The sequence below is a fragment of the Gordonia otitidis genome (genome assembly GCF_020735545.1).
GTDB lineage: Bacteria > Actinomycetota > Actinomycetes > Mycobacteriales > Mycobacteriaceae > Gordonia > Gordonia otitidis.
Window position 1 is genome coordinate 808,557 of sequence record NZ_CP085974.1, and the last position, 15,869, is coordinate 824,425.

A 15,869-nucleotide genomic window follows, 5' to 3' on the forward strand; every position below is an offset into this window, starting at 1 on the left:
CTCAGAATTCGCTGATCGACTCGATCACGTGCTTCGCAAGCGGTGCCACAGTTGCCATTCCGTCGCGTACGGCTGCGCGCGACTCGGCGATGTTGACCACCAGCGTCTGCCCGGAGATGCCCGCGAGTCCGCGAGACAGGCCGCCGTCGGTTGCTCCGGCGGCGAGACCGGAGCTGCGGACAGCCTCCTCGATGCCACGCAGCCGTCGGTCGAGCAGCGGCTCGGTGGCCTCGGGCGTCACGTCACGAGCGCCGACTCCGACGCCACCAACGGAAACGACGAGGTCGACGCCACCGATGACCGCCGTGTTGAGTGCATTGCGGATCTCGATCTCGTCGCCGGACACCGCGAGCGTCGCGTCAACGTGGAAACCTGCCTCGTTGAGGAGCTCGCCCACCAGCGGGCCGAGTGAATCGGCGACCTCGCCATGAGCGATCTGGTCGTCGACAACGACCACCAACGCCCGGCCGATCTCGTCGCCCGAAGCCTGTGCTGCCTCGCCGATGTGGCGAGCGACGAATTCGCGTGCGGCGGCGTCGGCGGCGACCACATCGGCGGGATCGACCTCGGAAGGCTCCAACGCGATGGGATCGATCACGCTCGACGCATCGTCGGTGAGGGTGGAGCCTTGCGGACTGCGGCTTGATTCGATCATGCTCGCCTCTTTCTCGTTCTCGCCTGTTCTCGCCCCGTGCTCATGGTCTCAGATCCGGGGCCTCGATGATGAGTCGGTTGTCGATCCACTCGGGTCGATCAGTTGGTCGTGAGGGTTCCCAGCGTCACCGACGCGGTTCGCGTCTGACCGTTCGCCACGTAGGTGACCGTGACCTTCTCGCCCGGCGCGTGTGAACGCACCGCCGCGACCAGCGCGTCGCCCGAGGCGATGTTGCGGTCGTCGAGCTTCGTCACGATCGCGTTCTTGGGGATACCCGCCTGCGCGGCCGGGCCACCCGCCGTGACATCGGATACCACCGCTCCTGGCGTCTCCGCGGGGCTGTTGGGTCGCACCTGGACACCGAGACTCGCATGCGACGCCTTGCCCGTCTTCTGCAGTTCGTTGGCGACCCTGATGGCCTGGTCGATCGGGATCGCGAAGCCCAACCCGATGCTGCCGCTCTGCTGCTGTTCCGAGGCACCGAGCGACGCGATCGCCGTGTTGATGCCGATCAATGCCCCTCGCGCGTTGACCAGAGCGCCACCCGAGTTGCCGGGGTTGATCGCGGCGTCGGTCTGGATGGCGTCGATCACCGACGTCGTGCCGCCTTCGCGAGACGTCGACACCGGCCGGTTCAGTGCGCTGATGATGCCGGTGGTCACCGTGCCCTGTAGGCCGAGCGGCGCACCGATTGCGATGACCGACTGACCGACGGCCAAGTTCTTCGACGTTCCGACGTTGATCGGGGTGAGCCCGCGCTTGTCGACCTTGATCACCGCGATGTCGGAGATCGAATCCGCACCGACCAGACGTGCCGCCGCGCGTGAACCGTCCTGGAAGTTCACCTGGATCTGCGATCCCCGTGCGTTGCCGGAGGTTCCCGCGACGACGTGGTTGTTGGTCATGATGACGCCGTCGTCACTGAGGACGACGCCGGAGCCCTCACCCGCCTCCGATCCACTGATGACATCGATCGACACCACAGACGGAAGGGTCTTGGCGGCGACCTCCTGGATGGAGCCGGCGGGCGCTGCCGGCTCATTGTTGCCGCTGCCGGTGTTCGGATCGCCGCCGAGCGGTAGCGCACTGCTCGACGACGAGTCGTCGGTGGCCTTCGCGCCGACGATTCCGCCGATCGCGCCGGCGACGAGCCCGACCACGAGAGCACCAGCGACAAGCGCGGCGATCAGTCCGCCCCGGGACTTCTTCTGCTGCGTCGCGGTGCGCGGCCCGTGGTCAGACCCGCCGGGTCCCTGGTCGAATCCGCCATGAGGCAGCCCACTGTCCGTCGTGCCGGTCGCGCCCCACGCCTGCTGACCTGCGGGAGGTCCGTAATAGGGCTGAGTCGGTGGAGCACCGTACCCGGGTTGCTGTCCGCCGTCGCCGCGACCCGATCCGTAAGCGGGGAATCCGCTTGTCTGCGGGTCGTTTCCGTACGGATTCCCCCCGTGCGGGCCTCCACCTGTCATCGTCGTGTTTCTTCCCTCGTCTTGTGCAGGCCATCACGCCTGTCGACCGTTCCCACCTCGGACTCCACATCTCGTCCGACGCGCACACCATGTGGCTCAACCCTATGGGACTCACCATCCGCGTGAGCGGGCGATGGGCCCGAAGTGTCGCCGCGAAACCCGTGCCCCGAAACCACCACTGCGGTGCACATGCCTCGGAACTCACATGCCTCGGAACTATTGACGAACCACGCGTGGTGAAGGTTCCACCGGTGTCGGTCGTCCGGGCAGCGTCATCGTGATCATCGCACCGCCGAGGCTGGACTGGTCGGCGCTGACCGTTCCACCCATCCGGTCGACGACCTGCCGCACGATCGCGAGGCCGAGGCCCGATCCGGGCATCGACCGCGACTGCGTCGACCGATAGAAGCGCTCGAACACCAATTCGCGATCCTCGGGTGGGATTCCGGGACCGGCGTCGGAGACCGAGAACTCGGCGGTGCCGGCGTCGAGTTGTCTCAGTGTCACAAGCACCGAGCGCCCGCGCGGACTCCACTTCGCGGCGTTGTCGAGCACGTTGACCACGGCCCGCGACAGCCCGTGCTGCTCCCCGAACACGAACCACGGCTCGAGGTGCACCTCGAACTCGACGTCGACACGGCGTCGGCGTACGCGTTCGAGTGCTGTTTCGACGAGTTCGTCGAGGTCGACCTCCTCGAAGACCACCTCGGGGGTGTCCTCACGCGCGAGGTCGACGAGATCGCCCACCAACGTGGACAACTCCTCGATCTGCGCCATGACGTCCGAGCGGAGTTCGATCATGTCGGCTGCGGGGACCGCCGGTGCGCCGGGTTCGCTTGCTGCCATCAGCAATTCGAGGTTGGTCCGCAATGAGGTGAGCGGAGTACGCAATTCGTGACCGGCGTCGGCAACCAGGCGGGCCTGTTGGTCACGAGACTGCGCCAACGCGCGCAACATGGTGTTGAAACTCTCGGTGAGACGGGCCAATTCGTCGTTGCCGGCGACCGGCATCGGGGTGAGGTCCTGGGTACGTGCAACACGCTCTGTCGCACGGGTCAACCGAGCGACGGGTCGAAGTCCGGCACGCGCCACCGTCGTTCCCGCCACCGCCGCGAGCGCGACGCCGCCACATCCGACGACGAACAACACCCATGCGAGCCGTTTCAGCACCCGATCGGTGTGCAACAGACTCTGCGCCAGGATCAGCGTGTTGCCGTCGTCGAGCTTGCGCGCGAGAACCCGCTGGTTGTTCACGGTCCGCAGGCTCTGCAGGTTGTTACCCGGATTCGACGGTGAGCGCGCGATCTTGCGCTCGACGTCTTCGAAGGGCACCGATCCCACGAGATACGTCTGTCCGCTCGGCTTCACCAGGGCGAGAGAGATGTTGGTCGAGAAGACCGTTCCCGCGACCAACGCCTCGGGACGGTCGTTGAGCGTGCCCATCTTCGCGAGCGCGGTCATGCCGTCGGCACGGCTCTCGAGCTGATTGTCGACCTCGTTGTACATGGCGCGGTACACCACGAAATACGCTGCCCCCGCCATCAGACCCACTGAAACCAACACGACCGTTGCCGAGAGAAGAGTGACGCGCAGACGCAGTGAGACCAACCTGGTCAGGGGCATCGGGTCGCGCATCTCGCCTGCCCCGCCCTTCGGTCGCACTCTCAGCCAGAGCCGGGCGAGGCGCAGACGAAGCACGGATGGCACTACGGCGGCGTCTCTCGCAACACATAGCCGACGCCCCGGACGGTGTGGATCAACCGCGATTCGCCGTCGGCCTCGGTCTTGCGGCGCAGATATCCGACGTAGACCTCGAGCGCGTTGCCAGACGTCGGGAAGTCGTAGCCCCACACCTCCTCGAGGATTCGACTGCGGGAGAGCACGCGACGCGGGTTCGCCATCAGCATCTCGAGGAGCGCGAACTCGGTCCGGGTCAGGCTGATCTGTCGTTCGCCGCGCGAGACGTCACGGGTCACCGGGTCGAGCGACAGATCGGCGAAGGTCAATGCCTCCGAATCGGCGTCATCCTCGGGGGCGGCACGCCGTAGCAGTGCACGCAGGCGTGCGAGCAGTTCTTCGAGTGCGAATGGCTTGGGCAGGTAGTCGTCGGCGCCCGCGTCGAGACCGGAGACCCTCTCAGAAACGGTGTCCCGGGCAGTGAGCACCAGTATGGGCAGGTCGTCGCCGGTGGAACGCAGTCGACGGCACACCTCGAGTCCGTCGAGCCGAGGCATCATCACGTCGAGAATCGCGACGTCCGGGCGCTCGGCCACGATCTTCTCCAGCGCTTCGATGCCGTCACCCGCGGTGTCGACGGTGTAGCCGTTGAACGTGAGCGACCGGCGCAGCGACTCGCGGACCGCGCGGTCGTCGTCGACAACAAGAATGCGCATGTAGACAGTCTTATCCACTTCGACTGAGAGACCGCTGAGCAACGCGCGGAATCCCGCAACATCGTGACGCGGGTCCGTTGAATTCGCGCATGCAGATCGCAAACGTTTACCAAGGCGCAACAGTTGGCTCACAACGACGAATCCGACTTGTCCGACACTTGCGCGGTGACGACAGACATAGCACTCCCCGACGCTCCCGCCGAGCGCACCAAGACACCCTGGTACAAGTCGATGTTCACGTGGCTGATCGTGGCCATCATTGCGGGCATCGTGATCGGCGCTGTGTGGCCCGACTTCGGCTCCGGCCTCAAACCGCTAGCCGACGGCTTCATCAAGCTCATCAAGATGCTGATCGCACCCATCATCTTCTGCACCGTGGTGCTGGGCATCGCGCACGTCGGCGACATGAAGGCCGTCGGCCGCATCGGGATCAAGGCACTCATCTACTTCGAGGCCGTGACGACGTTCGCGCTGATCTTCGGCCTGGTGATCGGCAACCTCGTCAAGCCGGGCGCCGGTTTCGACATCAACCCTCAGACACTCGCGACGGGTGCCGAGGCGGTCGCGGAGAAGACCAGCAACGGCGAACTCCCCCACACCGTCGAGTTCCTGATGAACATCATCCCGACGTCGGCAATCTCTGCGTTCGCCGAGAACGAGTTGCTCCAGGTGCTGTTCTTCGCCGTGCTCTTCGGTCTCGCATTGGCCAAGATCGGCAGCAAAGCGCCCATCGTGCTGGGGTTCGTCGACCAGTCGAGCCACGTCTTCTTCACCATGATCGGCTGGATCATGAAGCTCGCCCCACTCGGTGCGTTCGGCGCGATGGCCTACATCATCGGCCAGTACGGCATTTCGTCGCTGGGCAGCTACGGCAAACTCATCGCGTGCTGCTACCTCGCCGCGGTGCTGTTCATCCTGGTGCTCGCGGGGATCGTGCGGATCTTCGCCGGGGTCAATCTGTGGAAGTTCATCGTCTACATCAAGGACGAACTGTTCGTGGCGCTCGGCACCGCCTCGACGGAGGTGGTGCTCCCCCGGATCATGACCAAGCTCACCTACGCGGGCTGCTCGAGGTCGACCACCGGCCTCGTCGTCCCGACCGGCTATTCCTTCAATCTCGACGGCGCGACGCTCTACCTGTCGATCTGCGTGCTGTTCCTCTCGCAGGCGATGGGCGTGCACCTGAGTCTCGGCGAGCAGTTGACCGCCATGCTCGTCCTGATGTTGACGTCGAAAGGCATGGCCGGAGTGCCGGGTTCGTCGTTCCTGGCGTTGTCGGCAACGGTCTCGGCGATCGGCCACGGCTCGATTCCCGTTGCGGCCGTTGCCCTGCTGCTCGGCGCCGACCGAATCATGGACTCGATGCGCGTCTCGGTCAACCTCATCGGAAACTGCGTGGCCACGTTCGTCGTTGCCGCCTGGGAGGGCGAACTCGACAAGGAGAGAATGAAACTCGTCCTCGACGGTCAGCCTGTGCCACCACTCGAGGAGACCAATCCGATGACCGGCGAGCGCGAACTGCTCCCCGAAGAAGAGGGACTCGGTCTGCACACCGTCGAATCCGAGACAAAGCAACTCGACGCCGCGAAACAGGCCGACTGACCATGGTCAGCACCGCGCCCGGCGCGAACGCGGGTGGTTCTCCTGCGTTCGCGCCGGGCCCGGATACCGTCGATTACCGTTTGCGCCAGCCGGCAGCGCCGACCATGTCGCCCACGCGCGTGAACTTGACGCGCGGACGCCCCTGCTCGGAACCGCGTCGACGTTCGATCCGGTCGATCGCCCGCATGCCGCGGTAGCCGATGATGTGACGGGTTCGCTTGCGCAGCAGGGAACTGAACTCACCTGGGTCACGGGTGGAACGGACGAGCTTGTCGTCGAGGGCGTCGCGAATGAAATCCTCGACCGTCAGCTGCGCGCACTTCTTGTTCGCGCCGATTCCTCCGCTCGGGCCCCGCTTGGCCCACCCCACCACATACGAGCCGGGCATGATCTGCCCGGCGTCGTCGACCATGCGGCCGTCGACATTCGGGAACACTCCGTGCGCATCGTCGAAGGGAAGCCCAGGGATGGGTACCGAGCGGTATCCGATGCTTCGCACCGCGAGATCCGCGTCGATCCGGTGTGTCTTCCCGCCGGTGGTGACGGTGACCCCTTCGACGCGGTCCTCACCGACGATGCTGTCGGGAGTGCTGTGGAACAGGAACACGATTCGGCGATTCTCGGGGTCGGCCGGTCCGGTCAGGTCAGGCAGTCCCGCACCATCGGCATCGTCGACCACGACCACCTCGACGCCGGGGATCGTCGACAACGCACGGTATTCGGCCGACGTGTATGCGGCATGTGCCTGGTCGCGCCGTCCGAGCAACACCACCTCGTGGACGTTCTGCTCGCGCAGGATCTCCAGCGCACGGTCGGCGATGTCTGTGGTGGCCAACAGTTCTGGCGGCGACACCAGGATCCGTGCGACGTCGAGTGCGACGTTTCCCGTACCGACGATCACGGCCCGTCCGCTCGCGGGATCGGCGTCGCTCGAGCGGCGGAGCGGCGGAGCCGCGTCGGCACCGGGAACCGCGTTGTACCACGCGACGAGCTCGGTCGCCGACGTCGAGCCGGGTAGGTCCTCACCCGGAATACCAAGGCGCCGTGACTCACTCGCACCCACTGCGTAGAACACCGCGTCGAAGTGCTCGGCGAGCTCGGCGGGCGTGATCTGCCCCTCTGACTCACCGACCTCGACATTGGTGGCCATCGTGACACGCGGATCACGGTAGAGCAGATCGAAGCCGCGCAGCACACCCTTGGTGCCCGGATGATCGGGGGCGACGCCCGCACGCACCAGACCGCCAGGAGTGGGCAGTCTGTCGATCACGGTGACCGACGCCTCGGTACGGTCGAGCAGGGTACGTAATGCATAGCCACCCGACGGCCCGGTACCGACGAGCGCAACGCGAAGTCCCGCAGGCAGTTTGGGGATCTCCGGGTAGACCACGTCCGACCAGCCCGACTTCACGTCCGGGTTGTTCTTGTAGTAGTCGGCGTTGATCTCGATGAAGACCTTGTCCCTGGTTCCCAGGTTCTCGGCCGGGAAGATCGCGTCGACGGGGCAGGCGTCAGCGCATGCGCCGCAGTCGATGCAGGCCTCGGGATCGATGTGCAGGATGTCGGAGGTCCCGAAACCGCGCTCCTCCGGTGTCGGATGGATGCAGTTGACCGGGCACACGGACACACATGCTGCGTCGCTGCAGCAGGATTGGGTGATGACGAACATCAGAGCATGTGCACTTTCCGGTAGTAGTGCATGGCGGGCTTGGTGAGCAGACCGACCTCGTCGAGGAACTCCATCAGATGCGCGCAGCTGCTGCGGATCATTGCGTGGAAGTGGGAGTTCGAGTTCATCTCCGCCATCGCGCGATCGGCGTCGAGCCCGGCGTCGACGAATGCCTGACGCTGAACGAGGCTCGACACGATGAAGTAGCCGCCGAGTGCCACGTAGAGCGCACTGAACTGACGACGGAACCAGCCGATCCCCTTCATGGATTCGCGCACCTCTTCACGCGCGAACTTCATGTGGCGTGACTCCTCGAGCACATGGATCTCGTTGACCGTGCGGATGAACGGCAGCACACGATCGTCGCGCATGCATCCGCGCTGGAAGACGTCGAGCACCTCTTCGGCGACCAGGATTCCCGCGTAGGCGACTTCGTTCTTGGCAGTCGCCTTGAAGAGCTTCCCCAGCTTGCCGACGAACCTTGTCGGCTTGTACGAGGTCCCGACCATCTTCTCCGACGCCTTGGCGAACATGATCGAGTGCCTGCACTCGTCGGCGATCTCGGTCAGCGCGAACTGGAACTCAGGGCTGTGGTAGGCGCCGAGGTACTGATCGCGGACCACCATCTCCTGCAGGATCATCTCGAACCAGATGCCGATGTTCATGATCGACGCGAACTCGTGACGGGTCACCGAGATGCGCTGCTCTTCGGTCATCTCGTTCCAGTAGTCGGTGCCGTAGAGCGACGACCACTCGGGACTGCAGCCGTACTTCTCCGGATCCATCGGGAGGTCCCAGTCGATCTCGGTCATCGCATTGCGGGACAGACGCGCCGCGGAAGCGAGGAGACGCTCGGACACGGCGTCGGCGCCCTCGTCGCGGATGCTGACGACATTGTCGGCGACGTCGGTGGTCGGATCGGTACGGTCCACTGCTGCAGTCATGGTGCTCGACTCCCATCTCCGCTTCGGCGGGATTTGGCGACCTGGAATTCCAGTGACAACATTGAAGTTCAGTGACAACATTCGATGTCATATCAACGCTTGTTGTCAAGATAGCACCGTGGTGTGACGTAGTAAACAACTCGGACACATATACTGGCGAGTAAGGTTCGGACGCGACGGTATCGGAGCAGGTCAGAAGGGTTAGGGCATCAGATGGCATCGATCTTCATCACCGGAGGTGCAGCCGGGATCGGACTGGCGACAGCGGAGCGTTTCGCCCGTGAAGGCTGGACCGTCGGCGTGTACGACGTCGACAACGATGCCCTCGACAAGGTGAAGGCGAACCACCCCGCCTTCATCACCGGCAAGATCGACGTCCGCGACCCGAAAGAGTGGGAGGACGCCCTCGCCGACTTCACCTCGCACACCGGGGGCACCCTCGACGTGCTCGACAACAACGCGGGTGTCCTCACCGAGGGCAATCTCGCCGACATCTCGCCCGACGCCGTGCGCCGCCAGATCGACATCGATGCCCTCGGAGTGACGCTCGGCGCGCAGGCGGCGCACAAATACCTCAAGAAGACGCCGGGTTCGCACCTCGTGAACATCGCGTCGGCGTCGGCGATCTACGGCCAGCCGGGGATCGCGACCTACAGCGCGAGCAAGTTCTATGTGGCGGGACTGACCGAGGCACTCGAACTGGAGTGGGAACCTGACGATATCCGCGTGGTCAGCATCTGGCCGCTGTGGGCGAAGACCGCACTTGCGGCGAACGATGCGAAGTCGACGAAGACACTCGGGGTCCGCATCACCCCGGAGCAGGTTGCCGACAAGGTCTGGGAGTCGGTACATCCCACCAAGAACGATCTCCGACTGCACCGCACGAGCTATTCGGTCGGCACACAGACACTGTTCCTGGGCAACGCGGCGAAGTTCATCCCGAACTCGCTCAACCGCCTGGTGAACAAGGTCATCGCCCAGTAGTGGCGCGCGTCGACGGCAAGCGCCTATGGGCGTGAGCGTCGACCGTCACTCCCCGCGACGCCACCGGTAACCGACACCTCGTGGCGCCATGGGGAGGCGCCACCCCAGCACGAGCGACACCAGCCGCAGCAACGCTCCGACGATCAGCCCGGTGATCACCCAGACCTGGGACGGAAGGTCGGTGTAGGTCCTGCCGACGGCCACCACGGCCGCGGCGACCAGAGCAGGGACCGCGTAGAGGTCGGCCGGCTGAAGGAGCAACGGCACCTCATTGGCGAGTACGTCACGGAGCACGCCACCTCCGATCGCCGCGAGCATGCCGATCAACGTTGCGGCAAACGCACGGGTGTGATGGTCGATGGCGATGCTGGCACCTGTCGCCGCGAACAGTCCCATGCCGATCGCGTCGAGGAAGACGATGGTCCGACGCAGCAGCGCGAACGACGGATGGAAGACCACGGTCACCAGCGCTGAGATCAGGGCAACCGTGACCGGCACCCAGTTGTCGAGCGCCGAAGGTGGCGTGATGCCGAGCAGCACGTCACGCAGAATGCCACCGCCCACGCCGGTGAGTACCGCAACGGTCGCGATTCCCCAGATGTCGAAGTCTCTGCGGATACCGACGAGCGCTCCCGAGGCAGCAAACACCCCGATCCCCAGGACGTTCAGGATCTGCAGCAGCATTGCACCCCGCTCTCACCGTATTGCATTCACAGAACAGCAGAACTGCCGCAACGTCGAGGACGTTGCGGCAGTTCTGTGCGTCTAAAACGCTGAGGTTATGTCGCGATCAGCGGCGGTCGAGATCGATGATGCCAGCGCGCGCAGCCTTGACCAGCCGACGCGGAATGCGCTGAGCGACACCGTTCACCTTGACCTCCTGCAGCGCGGGGTTGTCCGCTTTCCACTGCGAACGACGGCTGCGGGAATTGGCCCGCGACATCCGGCGCTTCGGTACAGCCATGGTTGTGCCCTTCTCTACTGAGTCCTTGCGGCCTGTGTCTCCACATCCTCAAGGACGGTGCTTCGTGTCCTCACGGACTGGTGTCCTCGGGTCGTCACGGGTGAGGTGTCGACCGGCATGGGCGTCCCACGCAGCCCTCGGGCGCGGCACGCAACCTCTCTAGACTACCGGTCGTGCCGTCAACCTCCAAAACGACGCCTATCTGGTCCGGCGTCGACTGCCGAGGGCAGCTCAGATCGTGGAACCGTCGTTGAAGTTCATGTGCACCACGCCCGCCGCGACGAGGATCCAGTAGATCGCCCAGATCACGAGAAAGATCCCACCGATGATGATCCCGGCAGTGGCCATGCCGTCACCGGACTGGGTTCCGTTGGACTCTCTGATCTGCTTCTTCGCCACGATGCCGAGCACCAGCCCGACCACCGACAGAATCCCGCAGCAGAACAGGCCGACGATCGACGACACCAACGATGCGATCGCGAGCCCGTTCGTCGACTTCGCGACGGGGTAGCCACCGTAACCGGGCTGACCGTATGCAGGCTGGCCGTATGCGGGCTGGCCATACTCGGGTTGCCCGTAGCCGGGCTGGCCGTACGCGGTTTGCTCGTACGGCGGCTGGCCATATCCCGGCTGCCCATAGCCCGGCTGCGCGGTCGGCGGCTGCCCATACGTGGGCTGGTCGTACGAAGGCTGTTCGTAGGGAGACTGGCCGGATGCAGGTTCACCGGATGTCTGCCCGAACCCCTGCGGAGTGCCGTAATCGGGTGTCGAACCGTACTGGGGAGCTTGCCCGGCGGAGCCGTAGTCGGGAGTCGACCCGTACTGGGGAGCTTGCCCGGCAGAGCCGTAGTCGGGTGCCGAACCGTACTGGGGAGCCTGCCCCGCAGAGCCGTAGTCGGGCGTCGAACCATGGTGCGGAGCCTGCCCGGCCGGGCCGCTGGAGCCGGACGTATCGGGGCCGGACGACGCTGCGTCGTGACCGGTCGGGGATGCGTCGGGGCCGGTCGGGGATGCGTCCGAGCGTTCTGGATCGGGTGTGTTCGAGCCTCCGTGTGGAGTGGACATCTGCCTTCACCTTTCTGCGATTCGCCGTCGGCATCATCGCCGCACCGACCAGGTTGTCACGGATCGGGACGTCCCGGCGTGCGGGTGAGACGACCGGATCCTGGTGGCCAGTTTAGTGAAGGACGCGCAAGGCGGCCTGCATACACTCAACCGGGTGTCAGGCGTCGTCTCCGGTTTCACGGTCATCTTCATCCTGGTGGGCGTCGGATTCGTGTTGGGACGGACGCAGGTGCTCGGCGAACACGCCCACGACGTCCTCTCGCGCCTGGTGTTCTTCGTGTGCACGCCCGCACTGCTGTTCACGTCGCTGGTGACCTCCGACCTGTCGGTGATCTTCTCCTCGACACTCGTCATCGCCGCAGTGTCGGCGTTCGCCACCGGAACGCTCTACATCGTCGTGGCGCGATGGGTGTTGCGCCGGCGTGAGATCCCTGAACTGGTCGTCGGAGCGTTGTCGTCGTCGTACGTCAACAGTGTCAACCTCGGCCTTCCGATTGCGATCTTCGTGCTCGATGACGCGTCGTTCATCGCTCCGCTGCTCTTGTTCCAGATCCTCATCTATTCGCCACTGGCACTGGGTGTGCTGGACGTGACTGCCCTGGACCGGAACTCGGGGCGCTCGGCGCTGCGCGACACCGTGCGGCTCCCGCTGACCAACCCGATCGTCATCGGCGGGTTGATCGGAGTGGTCGTCTCCGTGATCGGGTGGCATCCGCCGACGGCGGTTCTCGAGCCGATGAAGATGCTCGGCAGCGCGTCGGTGCCCGCGGCGCTGCTGGCGTTCGGCATGTCGTTGACCGGCGTCCCCCTGTTCAAGAAGGGCCAGAGTCCCCGGCGCGAGGTCGCGCTCGCCACCGTGCTCAAGATGCTGTTCATGCCCGCGCTGGTGTACGTGATCGCCCGGTGGGGTTTCGGGGAGTCGGGACACAAGTTGTTCGCCCAGGTCGTCATCGCGGCGCTCCCGACCGCGCAGAACGTCTTGGTCTACGCGACGAGATACCGACGGGGTCAGGTCCTCGCGCGAGACACCGCACTGCTCACCACGATCGTGTCGATCCCCGTCATCGTGGTGATCGCCTGGTTGCTGGCCTGATCGGTCGAGTTGTGTGGGATCCTCGGGGGCATTTCTGTACCTCCCGATCCCACACAACTCGACCGAGAGGGTCTCACCGCCGTTCTTTGCGCTTGACGGTGACGCCGCCCATCAACGCGAATCCGGTCACGTGCACCGTCGGCGCGCCGGGACGCCCGGGCCCGTCGATCCTGCTCTCGAAACCTCCCATGATCGCGAATCCACCGACCTCGACCGTGACGTCCGGGGGAACGACGACGTCCACGCCGCCCATGATCGCCACGCATTGGACGGTCAGCTGCGGCTCGGTGAACTCGACCTCGCGCAGATCGATCTCGACCCCGCCCATGATCGCTGTCGCCTCGAGTTGATCGGCAACGGCTGCAGGGCCTTTCAACTCGGAACCGGACATGATTGCGAGGCGGTGGCGCACCGGCGTGCGTCCCGACCCCGTGCCAGGACGCGTCACGCCTGTGGGATACGGATCTCCCGGCTGCGGTAGCGGCACACCGAGCTGGGCGACGGGCAGGTCGTCGGTCAGCGCGTCGAGATCACCGAACGTCTTCGCCGTGGAAGCCTTCAGCGCACGCTCCTCGTACTCGCTCGGAGTGAGCGCACCGCTCGACATCGCCGCCGACAGGATCTGATGCACGAGTTCGCGGTCGGCGTCTGCAGCCCTGAGCCGGTGATCGGGCGCGGGCGAACCGGCAGCGGCCGACTTCGACGCGGCCGGCCCGGAGTCGACGGAATCCGACTCGACGAGTTCCATCTCGACGGGCCCTTGCTCGGCGGGTTCCGGCCCGACAGGACCTTGCTCGACGGGTTCGGGCTGTGGCTGCGCGGGAACGCTCATATTGTCGAGGCTAGTGACCGTCGCCGTCGCGCGACACCCTGAAATACCCTGAGTCGCGCCCTGATTTCGGCCCACGGGGCAGGTGTATCGAACCGTGTGCCCCGATCGGACGGCTCCCGGCCGTCACCTGTTCACCGGTACATACGACGACCAGCGCGGCCCGTGTTCACCCGCGGCGCGGACGTCGTGACCGCAGATAGTCTCCGACGACCGCGGCACCGAGACCGTCGACGTCGGGCGCAACCACCCGCCCACCGATACGGCGGGCGATCTGGTCCATGAAGTGTGCGAGTCCAGGGTCCTCGCCCAGGCGGAAGAAGGTCACCTGAGCTCCCATCCGCGACACGTGGTCGAGTTCGCGAACCGTGAGCGCAATCGTCTGCGGGTGCGGCGGGTAGAAGAAGAACGGCTCCCCGCTCGGATCGAGGTGTGCAGTCGGTTCACCGTCGGTGACGACCAACACGACGGGCTGTGCATTGGGGAACCTCCGCAGATGCCGTTGCGCGAGCAGCAGCGCATGATGCAGGTTGGTGCCCTGCTCCATCCGCGGTTGCAGCCCGGTGAGTTCGGCGATGTCGATACTGCGCGCATAACGGCCGAATGCGATCACCTCGAGCTCGTCGCTGCGAAACCTGGTGGAGATCAGGTGATTCAGAGCGATCGCAGTGCGCTTCATCGGCGTCCAGCGACCCTCCATCTCCATCGAGAACGACGTATCGACCAGCAGGACCACCGCGGCCTGCGTACGTGCCTCGGTGTCGGCGACCTCGACGTCGCGCACGGAGATGTGCACACCGTCGCGCGCCATAGTCGAGGGCGCATGCGTGGGGTCGGGGCTCTCGGAGATTGTGCGCAGCACGGCATTCGAGACCGTGCGCGTGACATCCCACGGGTCGGTGTCGCCGAACTGCCATTCGCGGGTCGCACCGGTGGGCTCGCCGAGCAGCCCCGACTTCCTGGTCTGGCGGTCACCCCGGCGCCCCGACATCTGATCGGCGATGTCGCGGAAGATGGTCTGTCCCAGCTGTCGCATCGCCTTCGGACTCAAGCGCAGTGTCCCGTCGGACGTGCGATCGAAGAAACCCTGTTCGTTCAGCGCTTTCTCGAGTTCGGCGAGTGTCCTCGCGTCGACGGCCGCCTCTTCGCCCAACTGGCGTGCGAGGGCATCGAGATCGATGTCGTCCATTCGCGCACCCGCGTACTGCTGCGAGAGTTGCTCGGAGAGGGCATCGAGTTCAGAGATGTCGCGCAGCGCTGCCGCACCTTGACCGAGACCCATCTGCTGGTTGCCCGAGAACGATTCGGCGTTGTCCCAGTCGAGACCCGGTCGTGCCTCTCGCAACGCCGAATCCATCTGTGCGAGTTGGTTCATCAGGTCCGGCGACCCGAAGGCCTGCTGCGCCAGTTGATCGAGTTCGGCTCGCTGCTCGGGTGTGAGCGAGTTGTAGAACTGTTGCGCCGCGGCGGCTCGCTGCGCAAGCGAGTCGATGAGTTCCTCTGTGTTACGGGGATTCTCGGGAAAGTACTCGCCGTGCTTGGACATGAACTCGTCGAACTGCTCGCCGGTGTCCTCGCCGCGGTTATGGGCGTCGAGCAGCGCGTTGAGGTCGGACAGCATCTCCGAGATGCGCTCCCGATCCTGCTCGGTCGCGCCCTCGAGCGCCTCTTTCATGCCGGCGAACCGCTGATCGAGCAGTTCCCGACCGAGCAGGTCCTTGATCTTCTCGAAATCCTCGCGGGCCTGCGGGCTCCGCCAGTTGTACTCAGACAGTTCCTCGACGGCCTGCGCGGTCGACGGCGGGAGACTTCCTATCTGCATCTCCGCGAAGCGCGCGTCGTCGTCGAGGTCACGGGCGAGTTGCTTACGCTCCTCGAGTACCGCGCGGTCGAGAAGGTCGCGGATCTCGTTGAAGGTGCCGTCGAGGTTGCGCTGCTTCAACAGTTCCTGGCGTCGACGGTTCACCTGTTCGCGAAGTTTGTCCAGCCCACGCATGTCCGACGTTCCGCGCCGTAGGAACTCGCGCAGCGCCCGCTGCGGCGACGCGCCGGCCATGACGTCGTCGCCGATCTCCTCGAGTGCCTCGCGAAGGTCGACGGGCGGCGCGAGCGGATCGGGTCCGCCCGTGTACCGCTGATATCGCGAACGGTGAAAGTTCTTCTGAGCCATGTGTATGCGTCCAGCCCGAGGTCGGTACGGCG

At 65.1% G+C, this 15,869-nt stretch carries 14 protein-coding genes; 3 read left to right on the forward strand and 11 right to left on the reverse strand.

Annotated features, from left to right (window positions below; genetic code table 11):
- Position 1: 1 nt before the first annotated feature.
- From LK459_RS03610 to LK459_RS03625, 4 genes are all read right to left on the reverse strand, one after another.
- Positions 2-655, reverse strand: a complete 654-nt coding sequence (locus LK459_RS03610; RefSeq protein WP_007239734.1) for a MogA/MoaB family molybdenum cofactor biosynthesis protein — start codon at positions 653-655, stop codon at positions 2-4.
- A 98-nt stretch (positions 656-753) separates the two neighbouring features.
- Positions 754-2,124 carry a S1C family serine protease gene (locus tag LK459_RS03615; protein WP_227921883.1) on the reverse strand — a complete coding sequence of 457 codons (1,371 nt, stop codon included), beginning with the start codon at positions 2,122-2,124 and terminating at the stop codon, positions 754-756.
- Positions 2,125-2,340: 216 nt separating this feature from the next.
- Entirely contained in the window at positions 2,341-3,831 is a 1,491-nt protein-coding gene (locus LK459_RS03620; RefSeq protein WP_007239732.1) for a sensor histidine kinase, read from the reverse strand.
- Complete coding sequence (locus tag LK459_RS03625; protein ID WP_007239731.1) at positions 3,831-4,517, reverse strand: response regulator transcription factor; 687 nt, start codon at positions 4,515-4,517, stop codon at positions 3,831-3,833. Before LK459_RS03625 ends, LK459_RS03620 begins: the two co-directional genes overlap by 1 nt.
- A gap of 165 nt (positions 4,518-4,682) precedes the next feature.
- On the opposite strand from LK459_RS03625, the gene dctA reads away from it, so the two are divergent.
- Entirely contained in the window at positions 4,683-6,119 is a 1,437-nt protein-coding gene (gene dctA / locus LK459_RS03630) for a C4-dicarboxylate transporter DctA (RefSeq protein WP_039994238.1), read from the forward strand.
- A 73-nt stretch (positions 6,120-6,192) separates the two neighbouring features.
- On the opposite strand, the gene LK459_RS03635 is transcribed toward dctA, so the two are convergent.
- Both LK459_RS03635 and LK459_RS03640 read right to left on the reverse strand, forming a co-directional pair.
- Entirely contained in the window at positions 6,193-7,788 is a 1,596-nt protein-coding gene (locus LK459_RS03635; RefSeq protein WP_227921886.1) for a 4Fe-4S binding protein, read from the reverse strand.
- Positions 7,788-8,732, reverse strand: coding sequence for an AurF N-oxygenase family protein (locus tag LK459_RS03640; protein ID WP_227921888.1), 945 nt, complete (start codon positions 8,730-8,732; stop codon positions 7,788-7,790). The genes LK459_RS03635 and LK459_RS03640 overlap by 1 nt, the downstream gene beginning before the upstream one ends.
- A 213-nt stretch (positions 8,733-8,945) precedes the next feature.
- On the opposite strand from LK459_RS03640, the gene LK459_RS03645 reads away from it, so the two are divergent.
- Positions 8,946-9,716 carry an SDR family oxidoreductase gene (locus LK459_RS03645; protein ID WP_007239727.1) on the forward strand — a complete coding sequence of 257 codons (771 nt, stop codon included), beginning with the start codon at positions 8,946-8,948 and terminating at the stop codon, positions 9,714-9,716.
- A gap of 45 nt (positions 9,717-9,761) precedes the next feature.
- Here LK459_RS03645 and LK459_RS03650 read toward each other — a convergent pair whose 3' ends face one another.
- From LK459_RS03650 to LK459_RS03660, 3 genes are all read right to left on the reverse strand, one after another.
- On the reverse strand, positions 9,762-10,400 hold the full coding sequence (locus LK459_RS03650; RefSeq protein ID WP_007239726.1) for a trimeric intracellular cation channel family protein: 639 nt from the start codon (positions 10,398-10,400) through the stop codon (positions 9,762-9,764).
- 106 nt (positions 10,401-10,506) lie between these two features.
- Positions 10,507-10,680 (reverse strand): 50S ribosomal protein L32, encoded by a 174-nt coding sequence (gene rpmF, locus LK459_RS03655; protein WP_007239725.1) that lies wholly within the window; start codon positions 10,678-10,680, stop codon positions 10,507-10,509.
- Positions 10,681-10,911: 231 nt separating this feature from the next.
- Positions 10,912-11,745 carry a DUF4190 domain-containing protein gene (locus LK459_RS03660; protein ID WP_227921890.1) on the reverse strand — a complete coding sequence of 278 codons (834 nt, stop codon included), beginning with the start codon at positions 11,743-11,745 and terminating at the stop codon, positions 10,912-10,914.
- Positions 11,746-11,899: 154 nt separating this feature from the next.
- Between LK459_RS03660 and LK459_RS03665 the strand changes: the two genes are divergently transcribed.
- The gene (locus LK459_RS03665) at positions 11,900-12,838 is read left to right on the forward strand and encodes an AEC family transporter (RefSeq protein WP_007239723.1); all 939 of its coding nucleotides are present in this window, start codon (positions 11,900-11,902) and stop codon (positions 12,836-12,838) included.
- A gap of 73 nt (positions 12,839-12,911) precedes the next feature.
- Here LK459_RS03665 and LK459_RS03670 read toward each other — a convergent pair whose 3' ends face one another.
- Both LK459_RS03670 and LK459_RS03675 read right to left on the reverse strand, forming a co-directional pair.
- The gene (locus tag LK459_RS03670) at positions 12,912-13,670 is read right to left on the reverse strand and encodes a DUF1707 SHOCT-like domain-containing protein (protein ID WP_227921891.1); all 759 of its coding nucleotides are present in this window, start codon (positions 13,668-13,670) and stop codon (positions 12,912-12,914) included.
- A 166-nt stretch (positions 13,671-13,836) separates the two neighbouring features.
- Complete coding sequence (locus LK459_RS03675; RefSeq protein ID WP_227921893.1) at positions 13,837-15,837, reverse strand: vWA domain-containing protein; 2,001 nt, start codon at positions 15,835-15,837, stop codon at positions 13,837-13,839.
- Positions 15,838-15,869: the final 32 nt, after the last annotated feature.